We start from the raw sequence: 16,779 nt of genomic DNA on the forward strand, positions 1-16,779 counted from the left end.
AAGCCCATGAACATTTCGATAGACCTATTCGACCAGGATCCCGACATGACTGAATATGCCGCGTTTTCGCATGGACTCTATATCGGCGGGAAATGGAGCCCCTCCTCGGATGGCCGTGTCATCGAAGTGGTCGACCCGTCGACCGAAGCTGTGATCGCCGCGGTTCCGGACGCGACGCTCGCCGACGCCGCGGCAGCGGTCGAGGCGGCGGCACAGGCAGCGGCGGGCTGGCGCGAGACCCCGCCGCGCAAGCGGTCGGAGATCCTGAGGCGCTGCTTCGAGCTGATGACCGAACGTGCCGAGACCTTGGCCGCGTTGATTTCGCTGGAGAACGGCAAGGCCCTGCGCGACGCGCGCGGCGAAATTGCCTATGCGGCCGAGTTCTTCCGCTGGAACGCGGAGGAAGCGGTTCGCATCAGCGGCGAGTTCGGCCTTGCGCCGTCGGGCGCTAACCGGATCGTGGTCGACTACCAGCCCATCGGCATTTGCGTTCTGATAACACCGTGGAACTTCCCTGCGGCGATGGCCACACGCAAGATCGCGCCGGCCCTTGCCGCCGGCTGCACCGTCATCCTGAAGCCGGCCAGCGAGACGCCGCTGACGGCCTACGCGCTTGCCGCCCTCTACGAGGAAGCCGGCGTGCCGCCGGGCGTCGTCAACGTCATCACCACTTCAAATCCGGGGCCGGTGACTGCGGCCATGCTGGCCGACGCGCGGGTGCGGAAGCTCTCTTTCACCGGCTCGACCGGCATCGGTCGCGTGCTTCTTGCCGAGGCGGCGAAGCAGGTCATTTCCTGCTCGATGGAGCTTGGCGGCAATGCGCCGTTCATCGTGCTCGACGACGCCGATCTCGAAGCGGCGCTCGACGGCGCGATGATCGCCAAGATGCGCAACGCCGGAGAGGCCTGCACGGCGGCCAACAGGCTCTACGTCCAGGCTGGCATCCATGACGCATTCGCCGAAGGCCTGCGCAAACGCATGGCGGCGCTCGCCATCGGCCCGGGCACGGATTCGGAAACCGAATGCGGACCGATGATCACCAGGAAAGCCGTGGACAAGATCGATCGGCTTGTCCAGGACGCGGTCGCGCGCGGCGCCAAGATTCTGTGCGGCGGCGCGGTCGCCGAGGGCCGAGGATTTTTCTATCCGCCCACGGTGCTGAGCGACGTGCCGGCCGACGCCGCCATGGCTCATGAGGAGATATTCGGTCCCGTGGCGCCAATCAGCCGCTTCGAGGACGAGGCGGAGGTCATCGCAAAGGCGAACGATACCGAATACGGCCTTGCCGCCTATATCTACACGCGCGATCTTGCGAAAGGCATGCGCATGGCGTCGAAGATCGAGTCCGGCATGATCGCGCTCAATCGCGGCCTGATGTCGGACCCTGCCGCGCCATTCGGCGGCATCAAGCAGAGCGGGCTTGGGCGCGAGGGCGGCCAGAAGCACGGCATCGCCGAGTTCATGGAGGCGAAATACATCGCCGTGACGATCTGATGAGACAGATGGTGAAAGATCCATTCCGTATTCGCGACCATGTCCCCGAGTTCGACGACATCGTCGCCGAGATCGTCCGGCGCAGCGCCGAGACCAGGGCCAAGGTCCCGATGGCCGCCGACGTGCCATACGGACCGAACGGCACGGAGACCGTCGACCTGTTCTTCCCGCAGGGCAAACGCGATCACCTGCCGGTGCACATGTTCATTCATGGCGGCTACTGGCGCATGTTCTCCAAGCGCGACTATTCCTACGTAGCGGACACCGTCACCAACGCCGGAGCGATTGCCGTCATCGTGGATTACGCACTGATGCCGAGCGTGAGAATGGCGACGATCGTCGATCAAATACGCCGCGCGAGGCAATGGATAGACGACCATATCGCGAGCTATGGCGGCGATCCCGACCACCTGACGGTAAGCGGCCATTCCGCGGGGGCGCATCTCGCGACGATGCTCTTTGACGACAACACCCGGCCTTCAGGCATCAAAGGCGCGCTCCTGCTCGGCGGTATCTACGATCTAAGACCGTTGCAGGAGTCGTTTCTCGCGGCCGAGATCGCGATCACCGACGACGAGGTTGAGCGGTTCTCGCCGATAAATCACCGCTTCGATCCGGGCGTGGCGGTCGAGATATCCGTCGGCGCCGAGGAAACGCCGCCCTTCCACAGCCAGGCCGCCACGCTTGCGGAGCGTTTCGAAGGGCAAGGGCTTGCCGTCTCGCGCACAAGCCTTGCAGGGGCCAACCACATGAGCAGCGTCCGCGACCTTGGCATCGCCGGCACCGGGGCCGCATCATCCCTGGCTCGCCTGCTGGGCGTATGAAGGCCATATCGCCGCCAGCGATAAGAGAGCTTCACGAACGTGATCCGTCAACGTTATGACGCGTCCTGCTCGAGAACTTCCATGGACGGCGACGTGTAAATCCGGATCGAAAGGTGCGCGATCGCAGTAGGCCATTATGATGGAGGAGGAAGCAGCGACCAGAGCGCGCTCTTCGCGCGTTCGTCCCTACCATCCGTCCGCACCACAATAGGGAGCACAATTTGTGGGGCAAAATCGCAAGCAGATGCGAAGCTTACGATCGAACCTTCCAATTTAAATCGAAAAATCAGTTACTTACGCGAGAGGGCGGTGGTACCGTTGGCTGGGCTCGAACCAGCGACCCCCAGATCCACAATCTGGTGCTCTAACCAACTGAGCTACAACGGCACATTCCAGGCGAGCGCTATCCAGGAATCTCGAGGATGCGCTCCATCGTTGGCGATGCGTCCAATACGGGCTATCGAATTCTAATTCAAGGCCCTTAATAAGGCAAAGGACGGGTTGTCCTCATCGCACCTTTCATAAGGCAAAAGAAAAGGCCGGCGGGAGGAGGTGCCGGCCTTTTCCTGTTACGAGCCAGCGGGAGGAGGTGCTGGCTGGTCACCCCGGAACAGAGGGAGGAGGTTCCGCTTCCGGGTATCTGGTTACTCAACTCTATCGCATAACTATTTGTCTGACGAAATGCGACGTTTTGATGCAGCGCAGGGTTGTGCGCGAAAATTAGGCAGCCTTGACGTCCTTGATCGCCTTCTCGAAGGCGCTCTTGACCGGCTTGGAGACATCCTCGACCGCCTTGGTGGCGACGGCCTGGAACTCCTTGGCCTGCTCCACGGCCAATTCGGCGCGCTTGCGCAGGAAAGCGGTCTGCAGCTCGACGACTTCCGAAAGGGTCTTGGCGCCGACCAGGGCTTCAAGGTGCGAGAAGCCGGCTTCGGCATTGGCGCGCAGCGCGGCGATGGCCTTGAGCGAAACGTCACTGGAGACGGCCTTGGCGGTCTCGTAGGTCGACTCCAGAACCTTCTGGGTCTCCTCGGCCCCGGTCTTCAGCTTGGCATAGGCCTCCTTCGACTGCTCGACGCCCTTCTCGGCGAAGGCGCGGATCTGGTCGGTGGCCTTGGAAGCGTCGAAGCTCGGGAATTCAACGTTTTCGATGGTCTCGGCAGCGGTCTTAGAGGTGGTCTTGGACATTTTCCAACCTTTCGGCATAGCGGCTTTGACAGAAAGCCGTCTCGTTCATGTATGGTGGCAATATAGAGGTTTTTTTGTGCATTGCAACATGTTTGTTGCACCGCACCATAAAATCTTCCCTCACGTCAACCGTAACGTCAGCCGCTGGGCCGTTAACCAAGAGCCCAGAGATTTCGACCTATGCAAGCCAGGGCTTGTGGACCTTCGGACCGCGGGCTTTTATTAACAAAGCGTTAACTGAAATGCCCGCTCCGGAGGGTTGCCCAGCGCATGCCGCCTGAAAACTACTCCTTCCTCGACGTCGCCGTGCTCGACGCGGTGCGTCAGCGCTTTGCCGCTGGCGACGCCCTGGCCATTTTGTCGGCCGACCTCGAGCAGGTGATCTGGGCGAACGGACCGGGGGCGTCGGTGTTCGGCTATCCGGATATCGAGGCCATCATCGGCGCATCGGCGCGGCTGCCGCTGATCGCCAGGCGGCAGATCATGGCGACCAGCGGCTTTCCCGAGATTGGCAGCGACCGTGCCATCACGGTGAGGTTGGCCACGGGCATGGTGAGCCGGGCCGTGGGCTTCCTGGCCAGCGCCGTAACGATGCCGGACGGCGAGAAGGCAATCATGCTGGCGGTGCCGGCGGCGCAGACCGGCTCACGCAGCGCCGGTGAAATCGCCGGCCGCGCCATCGGCGGTTTTACCGAGGCCGGGCATTTCATCGCCTTCGTCGACGCGCAAGGCAGCGTCGAAGCGGCCTCGGACGGCTTCGCGGCGCTCGGCATCGAGCCGCGGACCCTGGCTGCGCTGGTTGCGGATGTGGCAAGCAGCGGCGACCGTGTCGTCAAGCGCCTTGTGCCTGGCAGTGGCACTTCCTACCCGGCCGGTTTCGCGCGGCTCACGGACACACGGCATCTGCTGGTGGTGATCGATGAAGACCAGCTCGACGGCGAACAGCCGGCCGCCGGCCAGGGCTCTCGGCCCGATGGTGAGCGAGTCGCGACGCCAGGCACCGTTGCGGCCACGCTGTCGGGTGAAAGCCTGGCCGCCGAGCCCGAACCCCGGCCGGTCCAGGACAATAGCCCTGTGCCGGCCGTAACGGCCGGCGAACAGGCCAAGCTGGTCCCGGAGCCTGCTGAAGGCGATGCACCGACTGACGCTGGAAGCCGGACCAATCATCACGTGAATGCCGCCGAGCCCAGCCAACAGGCCGCGGACGCCGGCGCCGGCCAACATGACCATTGGTATTTCAACGCCGGCGACGATGACGCGGGGCAGGCTCAACCGGCAGCGCCGGCGAAGGATGAGCCGAAGGAGGCCGTCGCGGCCGAAGGCCTGCGGCCGGGTGCTGGCGAGACGGCCGCGCGCGAAACCATCATGCCGTCGCGGCCAGCCCTGCCCCGCGGCATCGACCGTTCGGCGCCAGCCCTGCGCTTCGTCTGGCGCACCGACGCCGACGGCAAATTCAGCGCGTTGTCGCCCGAATTCGCAGACATCGTCGGCCAGCCCGCCGCCGATGTGATCGGCCGCCGCTTCAAGGACGTCGCCACCATCTTCGGCCTCGACACCTCGGGCGAGATCGCCGGTCTGCTCGAGCGGCGCGACACCTGGTCAGGCCGATCGGTGCTGTGGCCGGTGGCCGGAACAGATCTGAAGATACCGGTCGATCTGGCGGCGTTGCCCGTCTACGGCCGCAGCCGCGCCTTCGAGGGTTTTCGCGGCTTTGGCGTCGCGCGCCCGGCCGACGCCGTGGTCGATCCCGAAGCGCTCGGCATGGCGCTGGTGCCTAATGCCGCGCCTGCCGGGAGCGAGCCGTCGGTCGAGCAGCCAGCCGCGGAGCAGGCGCAGCCGGAACAGCCAAAGCCCGCAGATCCGTTCCAGGGCGAAGTGCCGGCGCTGAGCATCGTGCCGAAGCCGGAGAGGCGCTTCGCCGACAAGGTGATAAGGCTGGCCGAGCACCGCCAGCCGGCCAACGACAAGCAGCCGGGGAGCGACACGCCCGCAAGTCAGAAGAGCCTGTCGATCCTCGAGCGCAGCGCCTTCCGCGAGATCGGTGAGCGGCTGCGCAAGGACAATTCCCTGCCTGCAGAGCCGAGCGCCGCCGAAGCCGGCAAGCAGGCCGATGCGGTTGTTGCCGGCAAGGACGAAGCAACGGCGAAAGAGCCCGCCGTCGCAACGAAGGCCGAGGCAAACCAGACAACGGCGCTTGAAGGGTCGGCGCACGAGAACCCCGCGCAGGAAGCGACGCCGGCACCCGCGCCGGAAGCCTCGGAAACCGTCGACGCGAAGGCCGATGCGGAGACCGCGGAAGCACAGACCGAGGCGGAAGACCAGGAAGACCTGGCGAGGCTCGACGGTATCGATGACGCCGCTGCGACGGGCGACGCCGGCAAGACGGTGACGTCGGCCGCTTCCGGCTCGCTGCTCAGCTACGCCGATGGTGAGAAATCCGGGGAAGAAGCCGGCGTCGAACCTACTTCCGAGGACAACCGAGCAGCGGCCACCCGGCAGGCGGCCGAGCGTGCCGATTCCGAGGCGCGGCAGCCGGTCGAACGGCCAGCGACCGAGCCGGTCGCCGAAAAGCCGGCGCGCGATGCGACGGCGGATGATGACAGCATGACCGCCGACGATTTCCGCGATGCGCAAGACAGCGAGGATTGGGCCGGCTCCGACGCCGACGCGGCGACGGCCGCGGAAGAACCGGTAACGCCGGCGCGGCCACGCCCGGACGTGCCGCCGCTGAAACTCGCAGGCTTTGTGCCCTCCGCCTTTTCGACCGGAGAGGAAGCCAAGGCGCCCGATACGTCCATCCTCGCCAGGCTGCCGGTGCCGCTGCTCATCCATTCGGGTGACGAGCTCCATTACGCCAATGAAGCCTTCCTCGAGCTCACCGGCTACGATGTGTTGGAAGATCTCGCGGATGCGGGCGGCCTGGGCGCGTTGTTTGCCGATCCCTATGCCGAGGATGCCGCCGCGGACGAAAGCGACCACTCGCTGAAGCTCAAGAGCCGCCAGGGCCAGGAATTTCCCATCGAAGCCCTGCTTCGTTCGGTGCCATGGCGGGGCGGCAAGGCGCTGATGCTGGTGGTGCGGCGCTCCGGCGAGGACGATGCCGCGCATTTCACCGCCGCCAATGACGAGCCGGCGCTGCAGCCGGACGTGCCGGAATTGAAATCGCGCATCGCCGAGATGCGCACCATCATCGACACCGCCACGGACGGCGTCGTGCTGATCGGCCGCGACGGCAACATCCGCTCGATCAGCCGGCCGGCGGAAGCCCTTTTCGGCTTCGACAGCGACGAGGTCGCCGGCAAGCCCTTTGCCTCGCTGTTCGCCATCGAAAGCCAGCGCGCAGCGCGCGACTATCTCGCGGGCCTTTCGGAGCCGGGCGTGGCGAGTGTCTTGAATGACGGCCGCGAGGTCATCGGCCGCGAGGCGCAGGGACGTTTCATCCCGCTGTTCATGACCATCGGCAGGCTGCCGAACGACAGCGGCTTCTGCGCCGTGGTGCGCGACATCACTCAATGGAAGCGGGCCGAGGAAGACCTGACCCAGGCACGCGCGGTTGCCGAGCGCGCGTCCTCGCAGAAGACGGATTTCCTGGCCCGCATCAGCCATGAGATCCGCACGCCGCTCAACGCCATCATCGGCTTTTCCGAGCTGATGGTGGACGAGAAATTCGGTCCGATCGCCAACGACCGCTATCGCGACTACCTGCGCGACATCAACCGGTCAGGCAATCATGTGCTCGACCTCGTCAACGACCTGCTCGATATCTCGAAGATCGAGGCCGGCCAGCAGGAGATGGATTACGAGGCGGTGTCGCTCAACGACACGCTGGCCGAGACGGTGGCGATGATGCAGCCGCAGGCCAATCGTGAGCGCGTCATCATCCGGTCCAGCTTCGCCTCGCGGCTGCCGGAAGTGGTGGCGGATTTGCGAAGCGTGCGCCAGATTGCTCTCAACATCCTGTCCAACGCCATCCGCTACACCCAGGCCGGCGGCCAGGTGATCGTCTCGACCGCTTACGAAGCCTCGGGCGATGTCGTCATGCGCGTGCGCGATACCGGCATCGGCATGACCCCGGCCGAGATCGAGCAGGCGCTGAAGCCGTTCAAGCAGATCAATGCGCTGAAGCGCGGACGCGGCGACGGCACTGGCCTCGGCCTGCCTCTCACCAAGGCCATGGTGGAAGCGAACCGCGCCCGCTTCGCCATCACCTCGACGCCGGGCGAAGGAACCCTGGTCGAGGTCGCCTTCCCCTCGACCCGCGTGCTCGCCGAATAAGATCGTCCTCGGTTCCGGCCAAAGAAAAAGGCGTCCGGGAGGACGCCTTGAGAAATGGGATGCTGTCACAACGGGGGCTTGAGCTGAACCTCAGGGGACGAGGAACGGGATTTCTCCCTCAAGTTACATGCGACTATCGGGGTCGTCCCTTAACAAGTCCTTACCGGGCCGCGGAAAAATTTACGAATGTGTACCACCCGTGAAATCTAGGTAAATTCGCTGGAAGGATTTCGTTAACCATGCCGCCCGTCAGCCCGCCAGCTGCGGCAGGTTGCGGAACAGCTCCAGCGCTTCCGGGTTTGCAAGCGCTTCCTTGTTCTTGACGGCACGGCCGTGAACCACGTCGCGCACCGCGAGTTCGGTGATCTTGCCGGACTTGGTGCGCGGGATGTCGGTGACGGCGACGATCCTGGCCGGCACATGGCGCGGGCTGGCGCCGGTGCGGATCCTGGCGCGGATGCGCTTTTCCAGATCCTCGTCCAGGCCAACGCCGGCGGCCAGCCGCACGAACAGCACGACACGGACATCATTGTCGAAATCCTGGCCGATGCAGAGCGCCTCGAGGATTTCCGGCATCTGTTCGACCTGGTTGTAGATCTCGGCCGTGCCGATCCGAACCCCGCCCGGATTGAGCGTCGCATCCGAACGGCCGTGGATGATCATGCCGCCATGCGCCGTCCATTCGGCGAAATCGCCATGGCACCAGACATTGTCGAAGCGCTCGAAATAAGCGGCGTGATACTTCTTGCCCTCGGGGTCATTCCAGAAGCCGATCGGCATCGACGGGAAGGCTTTCGTGCAGACAAGCTCGCCCTTCTCCTGCCGGACAGGCTTGCCGTCGTCGTCCCAGACATCGACCGCCAGGCCGAGACCAGGTCCCTGGATTTCGCCGCTCCAGACAGGCTCGGTGGGAACGCCGAGCACGAAACAGGACACGATGTCGGTGCCACCCGAGATCGAGGCCAGATGCACGTCCTTCTTGATGCCGTCATAGACGAAGCGGAAATCCTCCGGCGACAGCGGCGAGCCGGTGGAGGAGACGGTGCGCACGCTGGACAGATCGTGGCTCGCGATCGGCTTGAGCCCTGCCTTGCGAACAGAATCGATGAACTTCGCCGAGGTGCCGAAATAGGTCATCTGCTCGGCGTCGGCGAAATCGAACAGCACATTGCCGTCGGGGTAGAAAGGCGAGCCGTCATAGAGCAAAAGCGAAGCGCCCGAGGCGAGGCCCGTGACCAGCCAGTTCCACATCATCCAGCCGCAGGTGGTGAAATAGAACAGGCGATCACCGTCGAGCAGGCCCGCATGCAAACGGTGCTCCTTGACGTGCTGGATCAGCGTGCCGCCGGCCGAATGCACGATGCATTTCGGGATGCCGGTCGTGCCCGAGGAAAACAGGATGTAGAGCGGATGCGCGAAAGGCAGCCGCTCGAAGCTGACCGTCCTGGCGGCGAATGGCGAGAGCGCTTCTTCGAGCGCCGTCGCCCCGTCGATGGTGGCGGCGACGTCGGCCGAGGTGCCGAGATAATCGACGATCAGCACCTTGCGCAGTGTGGTGAGCTTGGCCGCCACGGCGCGGATCTTGTCGGCCACCTCGATCGCCTTGCCGTTGTACCAATAGCCGTCCGGCGCGATGAAGACGACCGGTTCGATCTGGCCGAACCGGTCGAGCACGCCCTGCTCGCCGAAATCGGGAGAGCAGGACGACCATACCGCGCCGATCGAGCTCGCCGCCAGCATCGCGGCGATGGTGTCTGGCATGTTCGGCATCATGGCGGCGATGCGGTCGCCGGCCTTGACGCCGAGCGACAGGAAAAGCTGCTGCAGCCGCGAGGTCAGAGCGTGAAGCTCGTTCCAGGAGAGCCGGCGCTCGACCTTGTCCTCGCCGCGAAAGACGATGGCCTCGCCGCCGCCGGTCTTCTGCAAAAGGTTCTCGGCGAAGTTCAACTTGGCGTCAGGAAAGAAAGCCGCGCCGGGCATCCGCTCGCCGTCGATGAGGCCCCGCTCGCCTTTGTCGCCGACAAGCCCGCAGAAATCCCAGACCAGGCTCCAGAAAGCTTCGCGATCCTCGATCGACCAGCGGTGAAGGTCCGCATAGCTGGAGAAAGCCTCCCCGGCCTTCGCTGCCGCGGCCTTCATGAACGCGGTTAGAGGCGCTGCGTCGATCCGCTCCTGCGTCGGGGTCCACAAAGGTGTGTCGGCGGCCATGATCGCTCCTCCCAAAGCGCGTCGCGAACGAGCCAGTTAAGCTCAACATCGCCTATGCCATCGTTCCAAAAACGGCGCGCAACCGTGGACCGGGGTCGTACGGTTCGCTTATGCATATTGCAGCGCAGCAGAGCAAGATTTTGTTCGCGCGACCCATGGCCGTCCCTGCGCAAATGCCATCGCAAGGCCATAAAGACTTGAAAAGCGTCGGCGCTCGGTTACACCCGTCGGGCGATTTTGTCGGCAATAGAAGCATACGGGGCGAAATGCCATCATCTTTGATCCGGCGCGGGGTGTGGGCGATCGGCGTTGCCGTGCTCGTCATCGCGCTCGCGGTCGCGGCGTTGCCGCTGATTGCCTCGACCCGCATCGTGCGCGACCGCATCGCCTGGGAATTGAGCGCCTGGAGCGGCTTCAGGGTCACGATCGACGGCTCGCCGCGCATCGAGGTGTGGCCGAAGTTCCGGGCCGTTCTCAGCGACGTGACCCTGTCGCAATGGACAGAGACCGACGCGCCGCCGGTGGTCGAGGCCGATCGCGTGGAAGTCGATCTCTCGGCCATGGCAGCCCTGCAGGGCGACGTCGCCTTCTCGACCGCAAGGCTGGTGCGCCCGACGATCAGGGTGCAGCGCATGGCGAGCGGCTTCTATCTGCCACCCTTTCCGACCGGCGGGCGCATCACGCGCTCGATCGATACCGCGCGCGGCGTGGTCGCCGCCAACCCGCAGAAGCCCGACCTCGGCAGATTGCCTTCCGATCCGTTCGGCACCGTCGAGTTCCGCGATGGCCGCGTCGTGACGACGGCCGACGGCAAGGACGCCGAAATCCTGAGCAGCCTGAGCGGCCAGGTGAACTGGGAGGCTATGAACAGCGATGCATCGCTGACCGCGACCGGAATCTGGCGCGGCGAGACCGTGCAACTCGACTTCTCCTCGGCTAAACCGCTGGTGCTGTTTGCCGGGGGAGCAGCGCCTGTCACCCTCTCCTTCAAAGCGGCGCCAGCGACATTCTCCTTCGACGGAACGGCCTCGATGTCGGACAATGCCTATCTGGATGGCCAGGCGAAGTTCGTCGCGCCGTCGCTGCGGCGCGTGCTGGAGTGGTCGCAGGCCGGCCTCGCGCCGGGCGCCGCGATCGGTGCGGTCTCGGTCACCAGCAAGGTGAACGCCTCGGCGGGGCGCGCGAAATTCGAGAACACGACCGTCACCCTGAACAACAATCCGGGCATGGGTGCGCTGGATTTCTCCTTCGCCGAAGGGCGCCCAGTGATCGCCGGCACGCTCGCCTTTGACACGCTGGATCTGAGATCTTTCCTGTCGGCCTTCACGCCCGTCGCGCCCACCGGCGAGGCCGGCCCAGGCGACATCGACACCAGCTTCGCCGACCGCATCAACCTCGACCTCAGGCTGTCGGCGGCGCATGCCATGGCGGGACCGGTGCAGCTGGCCGACGTCGCGGCGACCGCGCAGGTCAAGAACGGCCTTGCCGTCTTCGATATATCCGACGCGTCGGCCTTCAACGGCACCATCCAGAGCAGCCTGCGCTTCGACCGCAAGCCTGAAGGCACGCAGGTCGAGCTGCGGCTCCTGGCGTCGGATGTGGATACGGGCGCCTTTGCCACCGCGGCGGGAATGACGCGGCTGGTGCCGGCCGGCACCGGCACGGTGTCGGTTATCCTCAAGGGACCGGGCAAGGCGTGGAATTCGATTTTCGAGAATGCCGACGGATCGTTCTCGGCGACGTTCGGGCCGGGCACGCTCAACGGGCTCGACCTACCGGCCTTCCTCAAGCGCAACCAGCAAGGCGGCTTCTTCGCGCTTGACGACGTCGGCAATGGTTCGCTGCCGATCGATGGCGCCGAGATCAAGGCAAGCATCTCGAAAGGCGTGGCGCGCCTCGACAAGGCCGAGATCAATGCGCAGAAATACAAGATCTGGCTGTCGGGCATCGCCTCCTATGCCGGACGCGGACTGGCGCTCTCGGGCGGCGTGGTGCCTAGCGGACAGCCGGCACAGCAGCCCCAGCAGGCCAACGGTCAGGCAGCCAGTCCGACTCCCGCTCAGCCGAACCAGTCGCTGTTCTTCGTCGGCGGCAACTGGAGCGCGCCGTTCATCTCGCCGATCGCTCCCGGCGTTTCGGGCCAGTAAGGCACGGCCCAAAGCGTCCCCGAACCCAACTGCTCAACCGCGTTGCGCGGCCTGCTCGTCGAGCTGGCGCTGGATCTCGCGACGCTTGTTGGCGATCGAGGCGATGATGACGCCGACAGCCACGACCGCGATCAGGATGGTGCAGGCAGCGTTGATTTCCGGCGTCACGCCGAGACGCACCTGGCTGTAGATCTTCATCGGCAGCGTGGTGGCGCCCGGACCCGAGGAGAAGCTCGCGATGACCAGATCGTCGAGCGAGAGCGTGAAAGCCAGCATCCAGCCGGAGATGATCGCCGGCAGGATGACGGGCAAGGTGATCTGGAAGAAGGTCTTCACCGGCGGCGCGCCGAGATCCATCGCGGCCTCCTCCAGCGAGCGATCGAACGAGACCAGCCGCGACTGCACGACGACGGCGACGAAGCACATGGTGAAGGTGATGTGCGCGAGCGTGACCGTGAAGAAGCCGCGGTCGAGCCCGACGGCGACGAAGAGCAAGAGCAGCGACAGGCCCGTGATGACCTCCGGCATGACCAGCGGCGCGAAGACCATGCCCGAGAACAGCACCCGCCCCCTGAAGCGCGTGTAGCGCGTCAGCGTGATGGCGGCGAGCGTGCCGAGCACCGTCGCCACCGTCGCCGAGATGACGCCGACGCGCGCCGTCACCCAGGTGGCGTCCATCAGGCCCTGATTGTGGAACAGCGACACGTACCATTTGGTCGAGAAGCCACCCCAGACGGTGACGAGCTTGGACTCGTTGAAGGAAAAGACGATCAAAAGCACGATCGGCAGATAGAGGAAGGCAAAGCCCAGCACGATCGAGGTGATGTTGAAGCGGCTCCAGGTCGAGTTCATCTGCCCTGCTCCTGTGCCTTTGCCTGCGCCTGCTGGAAGAACATGATCGGGATGGTCAGAACCAGAAGCAGGATGACGGCCACCGCCGAGGAGACCGGCCAGTCGCGGTTGGAGAAGAATTCGTTCCAGAGCGTCTTGCCGATCATCAGCGTCTGCGAGCCGCCGAGAAGGTCGGGAATGACGAACTCGCCGACGGCCGGGATGAACACCAGCAGGCAGCCGGCGACGACGCCGGGCAGCGACAGCGGGAAGGTGATCTTCCAGAAGGCGCCGATCGGCGGACAGCCAAGATCCTCCGCGGCCTCGACCAGCGAATAGTCCATCTTCTCAAGCGACGAATAGAGCGGCAGCACCATGAAGGGCAGGTAGGAATAGACGATGCCGATGAAGATCGCCGTGTAGGTGTTCAAGATCACCAGCGGCTGGCTGATGATGTGCAGCGACATCAGCAACTGATTGAGCAGCCCTTCGGGCTTGAGGATGCCGATCCAGGCGTAGACGCGGATCAGGAAGGAGGTCCAGAAGGGCAGGATCACCAGCATCAGCAAGGTCGGACGGATCGTCGCCGGGGCTCGCGCCATGCCATAGGCGATCGGATAGCCGACGATCAGGGTGAGCATCGTCGAGATCGCCGCGATGATCAGGCTCGTCACATAGGCGTTGAAATAGAGCGCATCCTGGATGAGCCAGGTGTAGTTGTCGAAGTTGAGCTCGCGGAAGCCGGCGAGGAATCCCGAGATGCCGTCGCTGAAGTCGAGCACCGGCGTATAGGGTGGCATCGAGATCGCCGTCTGCGACAGCGATATCTTGAAGACGATGATGAAGGGAATGAGGAAGAAGAACAGCAGCCAGAGATAGGGGATGATGATGACGAGGCGGTTGACGAAGCCCTTCGCCAGCCTCGCCGGCAGTGTTGCGGTTTCCGTCGACGGGGCGGCAGTCGCTGCGATATCGGTCATCTCAGCCTCCTACCTGGTCAACACGACGCCGGCATCAGGCCGGAAGGAGACCCAGGCGCGGTCGTTCCAGGTCAGCGGATCCTCGGTTACGCGCGAGGCGTTCAGCGCGCTCGCCCGCACGATTTGCCCGTCATCGAGCTTGATGTGATAGACGGTCATGTCGCCGAGATAGGCGACGTCATAGACCTCGCCTTCCAGCGCATTGACGGCATCGGCGGGCTTCTTCGAGGAGACCTTGATCTTTTCCGGCCGGATCGCGAAGACGATGTCGGAGCCGGCAGCGGCTTTGCCGCCATTGTCGACGACGATCTCAGCCCCGGTCGCGCCGGTGATGCGCGTCGCGTTTGCCGTATGCTCGGCAACCTTGCCCTCGAACATGTTCACGTTGCCGACGAAATGCGCCACGAAACGCGAGGTCGGCGCCTCGTATATCTCGGCAGGCGTGGCGACCTGCATGACCTCGCCCTTGTCCATGATGGCGATGCGATCGGCCATGGTCATGGCTTCTTCCTGGTCGTGGGTGACGACGACGAAGGTGAGGCCGAGCTCCTGCTGCAGGTCCATCAGCTCGAACTGGGTCTCCTCGCGCAACTTCTTGTCGAGCGCGCCGAGCGGTTCGTCAAGCAGCAGAACCTTCGGCCGCTTGGCGACCGAGCGGGCCAGCGCCACGCGCTGGCGCTGGCCGCCCGAGAGCTGATGCGGCTTGCGCTTGGCGAACGGCTCGAGCTTGACCAACTTCAGCATCTCGGCGACGCGCTTTTCGATATCGGGTCCCGGCATGCCTTCCTGCTTGAGGCCGAAGGCGATGTTCTTCTCCACCGTCATATGCGGGAACAGCGCGTAGGACTGGAACATCATGTTGACCGGCCGCTTGTAGGGCGGGATGCCGCGCAGGTCCTGCCCATCAAGCAGGATGCGGCCCGCCGTCGGCTCCTCGAAGCCGGCGAGCATCCTGAGCAGGGTCGACTTGCCGCAACCGGACGCGCCGAGCAGCGCGAAGAATTCGCGCTCGAAGATGGTCAGCGACAGATTGTTGACGGCGGTGAATTCACCGAACTTCTTGGTGACCTTGTCGAACTGGATGTATGGCTTGGCGTTCGGGTCGTTCCATGGCGCGAAATCCCTGCGGATGCTGCCAAGCGATTTCATGATCCCCACTCCGTTACCTTTTGATTCCCCAAAAGAAAGCGACCCCGGCAGTTGGCTGCCGGGGTCGTATCTCAATGCTTACTGACCGGTGACGATCTTGGTCCAGGTGCGCGTGATGACGCGCTGTGTCTTTGGATCATATGGCTTAACGGTATAGAGCTTCTTGATCGTCTCGGCATCTGGATAGACCGAAGTATCTTCCAGGATCGCCTTGTCGATGAACTGCTGCGAAGCCTTGTTCCCGTTGGCGTAGAGCACGTAGTTCGACGACTTGGCGATGACTTCGGGGGTCATCATGTAGTTGATGAACTCGAGCGCTTCGGCGACATGCGGCGCGTCCGCCGGGATCGCCATCTGATCGAACCACATCTGGGCGCCTTCCTTCGGCACCGAATAGCCGATCTCGACGCCCTGCTTGGCTTCCTCGGCGCGGTTGCGCGCCTGGAAGACGTCGCCCGACCAGCCGATCGCCAGGCAGATGTCGCCATTGGCCAAGGCGTTGATGTATTCGGACGAATGGAACTTGCGGATGTAGGGGCGGACCTTGAGCAACGCTTCCTCGGCCTTGGCAATGTCATCCGGCGAGGTGCTGTTGGGATCGAGGCCGAGATATTTCAGCGCCGCCGGAATGATGTCGGCGGGAGAATCCAGCACATAGACGCCGCAATCCTTCAGCTTGGCCAGCTTGTCCGGATTGAAGAAAACATCCCAGCTGTCGATCTTGTCGGTGCCGAGCGCGGCCGTCACCTTCTTGACGTTATAGCCGAGGCCGACGGTGCCCCACATGTAGTTGACCGAGTATTCGTTGCCCGGATCGTATTTGGCGGTGCGCTCGGAGATGACGTCCCACATGTTGGAGATGTTCGGCAGCTTCGACTTGTCGAGCTTCTGGAACACGCCCGCCTGGATCTGGCGCGCCAGGAAGTTGGCGCTCGGCACGACGACGTCGTAGCCGCTGCCGCCGGCCAGCAGCTTCGTTTCGAGGATCTCGTTGGAATCGAAGGTGTCGTAGACGACCTTGATGCCGGTCTTCTTGGTGAAGTCGTCGATGATCGAGCTATCGATATAGTCCGACCAGTTGTAGACGTTGACAACGCGGTCCTCGGCATGGCCGCCCGCAGTGAAAAGCGTCAGAAATACCGACGTCGCCGAAAGCCAGAGCGCTTTACGGATCATGATGTTCTCCTTTGGTGAGTGTTCCCTTGCCGGCTCGTCGCGATATGACGGCGCGGCATTGATTTCAGACTATTGGGCTTTCCGGAGGGCAACAAGCGCGACCTGTCGGCGCTGCGCCGGGTTGCCGGTCGGTGGTCAAAGACCTCCCGCAGGGTGCCCCTGTAAGGTACCCGGGCGGCGTCAGCGGCGTTTGCCGTGGCGTGGGCAGAGATACGACGATGTGATCCGGCCCTAGTCAGGCCGGCAGAGACACTTGGCAAGATACGCCTGTCTTGTTGTTGCCGTGATCGCAGCCTGCCCGCCCGGCAGCGGGGTTGTCAATGGGGGAACTGCGGGAGCGTCAATTGCGTTTTCTGATGCGGCCGCCGTATACGCCACAAAGCCGAGCACGAAATAGGACTGTCTCTCTCGAGCGTCGATATCACGGCTGTCCAGCTTTAGGTGGGAGATGCCGGAGCGCAATTCTACAGGGCTCCTGTATTGGACCGAAAAGAAGGCGTGAATGTC

10 protein-coding genes and 1 tRNA gene are annotated in these 16,779 nt (G+C 63.9%); 4 read left to right on the forward strand and 7 right to left on the reverse strand.

Translation table 11 applies throughout. From position 1 onward, the window contains the following. The first annotated feature begins 6 nt into the window (after positions 1-6). Positions 7-1,494, forward strand: coding sequence for an NAD-dependent succinate-semialdehyde dehydrogenase (locus EJ069_RS18300; protein ID WP_126062499.1), 1,488 nt, complete (start codon positions 7-9; stop codon positions 1,492-1,494). An 8-nt stretch (positions 1,495-1,502) separates the two neighbouring features. Beyond that, entirely contained in the window at positions 1,503-2,318 is an 816-nt protein-coding gene (locus EJ069_RS18305; RefSeq protein ID WP_126062500.1) for an alpha/beta hydrolase, read from the forward strand. A 310-nt stretch (positions 2,319-2,628) separates the two neighbouring features. Here the strand turns inward: EJ069_RS18305 and EJ069_RS18310 are convergent. Continuing rightward, positions 2,629-2,705: transfer RNA gene (locus EJ069_RS18310), tRNA-His, on the reverse strand. A 333-nt stretch (positions 2,706-3,038) separates the two neighbouring features. Continuing rightward, entirely contained in the window at positions 3,039-3,506 is a 468-nt protein-coding gene (locus EJ069_RS18315; RefSeq protein WP_126062501.1) for a phasin, read from the reverse strand. A 270-nt stretch (positions 3,507-3,776) separates the two neighbouring features. Here EJ069_RS18315 and EJ069_RS18320 point away from each other — a divergent pair, with 270 nt between their 5' ends. Then, positions 3,777-7,781 (forward strand): PAS domain S-box protein, encoded by a 4,005-nt coding sequence (locus EJ069_RS18320; RefSeq protein ID WP_126062502.1) that lies wholly within the window; start codon positions 3,777-3,779, stop codon positions 7,779-7,781. A gap of 249 nt (positions 7,782-8,030) precedes the next feature. Here the strand turns inward: EJ069_RS18320 and EJ069_RS18325 are convergent, their stop codons facing one another. Next, positions 8,031-9,989 (reverse strand): acetoacetate--CoA ligase, encoded by a 1,959-nt coding sequence (locus EJ069_RS18325; protein WP_126062503.1) that lies wholly within the window; start codon positions 9,987-9,989, stop codon positions 8,031-8,033. A gap of 266 nt (positions 9,990-10,255) precedes the next feature. Between EJ069_RS18325 and EJ069_RS18330 the strand changes: the two genes are divergently transcribed. Then, positions 10,256-12,136, forward strand: a complete 1,881-nt coding sequence (locus EJ069_RS18330; protein WP_126062504.1) for an AsmA family protein — start codon at positions 10,256-10,258, stop codon at positions 12,134-12,136. A gap of 33 nt (positions 12,137-12,169) precedes the next feature. Here the strand turns inward: EJ069_RS18330 and EJ069_RS18335 are convergent, their stop codons facing one another. From EJ069_RS18335 to EJ069_RS18350, 4 genes are all read right to left on the reverse strand, one after another. Further along, complete coding sequence (locus EJ069_RS18335; protein ID WP_042640957.1) at positions 12,170-12,988, reverse strand: ABC transporter permease subunit; 819 nt, start codon at positions 12,986-12,988, stop codon at positions 12,170-12,172. Continuing rightward, positions 12,985-13,947 carry an ABC transporter permease subunit gene (locus tag EJ069_RS18340; protein ID WP_126062505.1) on the reverse strand — a complete coding sequence of 321 codons (963 nt, stop codon included), beginning with the start codon at positions 13,945-13,947 and terminating at the stop codon, positions 12,985-12,987. Before EJ069_RS18340 ends, EJ069_RS18335 begins: the two co-directional genes overlap by 4 nt. A gap of 9 nt (positions 13,948-13,956) precedes the next feature. Continuing rightward, entirely contained in the window at positions 13,957-15,096 is a 1,140-nt protein-coding gene (locus EJ069_RS18345; RefSeq protein ID WP_126062506.1) for an ABC transporter ATP-binding protein, read from the reverse strand. Positions 15,097-15,174: 78 nt separating this feature from the next. Continuing rightward, entirely contained in the window at positions 15,175-16,272 is a 1,098-nt protein-coding gene (locus tag EJ069_RS18350) for a polyamine ABC transporter substrate-binding protein (protein ID WP_126062507.1), read from the reverse strand. Positions 16,273-16,779: the final 507 nt, after the last annotated feature.

The organism is Mesorhizobium sp. M2A.F.Ca.ET.043.05.1.1 (assembly GCF_003952445.1).
Lineage (GTDB): Bacteria > Pseudomonadota > Alphaproteobacteria > Rhizobiales > Rhizobiaceae > Mesorhizobium.

Excerpts from the sequence above, each read along its gene's own strand:
- EJ069_RS18335 (WP_042640957.1), bottom strand. The coding sequence starts at position 12,988 with ATGAACTCGACCTGGAGCCGCTTCAACATCACCTCGATCGTGCTGGGC.
- EJ069_RS18340 (WP_126062505.1), bottom strand. The coding sequence starts at position 13,947 with ATGACCGATATCGCAGCGACTGCCGCCCCGTCGACGGAAACCGCAACA.
- EJ069_RS18330 (WP_126062504.1), top strand. The coding sequence starts at position 10,256 with ATGCCATCATCTTTGATCCGGCGCGGGGTGTGGGCGATCGGCGTTGCC.
- EJ069_RS18350 (WP_126062507.1), bottom strand. The coding sequence starts at position 16,272 with ATGATCCGTAAAGCGCTCTGGCTTTCGGCGACGTCGGTATTTCTGACG.
- EJ069_RS18320 (WP_126062502.1), top strand. The coding sequence starts at position 3,777 with ATGCCGCCTGAAAACTACTCCTTCCTCGACGTCGCCGTGCTCGACGCG.
- EJ069_RS18315 (WP_126062501.1), bottom strand. The coding sequence starts at position 3,506 with ATGTCCAAGACCACCTCTAAGACCGCTGCCGAGACCATCGAAAACGTT.
- EJ069_RS18300 (WP_126062499.1), top strand. The coding sequence starts at position 7 with ATGAACATTTCGATAGACCTATTCGACCAGGATCCCGACATGACTGAA.
- EJ069_RS18325 (WP_126062503.1), bottom strand. The coding sequence starts at position 9,989 with ATGGCCGCCGACACACCTTTGTGGACCCCGACGCAGGAGCGGATCGAC.
- EJ069_RS18305 (WP_126062500.1), top strand. The coding sequence starts at position 1,503 with ATGGTGAAAGATCCATTCCGTATTCGCGACCATGTCCCCGAGTTCGAC.
- EJ069_RS18345 (WP_126062506.1), bottom strand. The coding sequence starts at position 15,096 with ATGAAATCGCTTGGCAGCATCCGCAGGGATTTCGCGCCATGGAACGAC.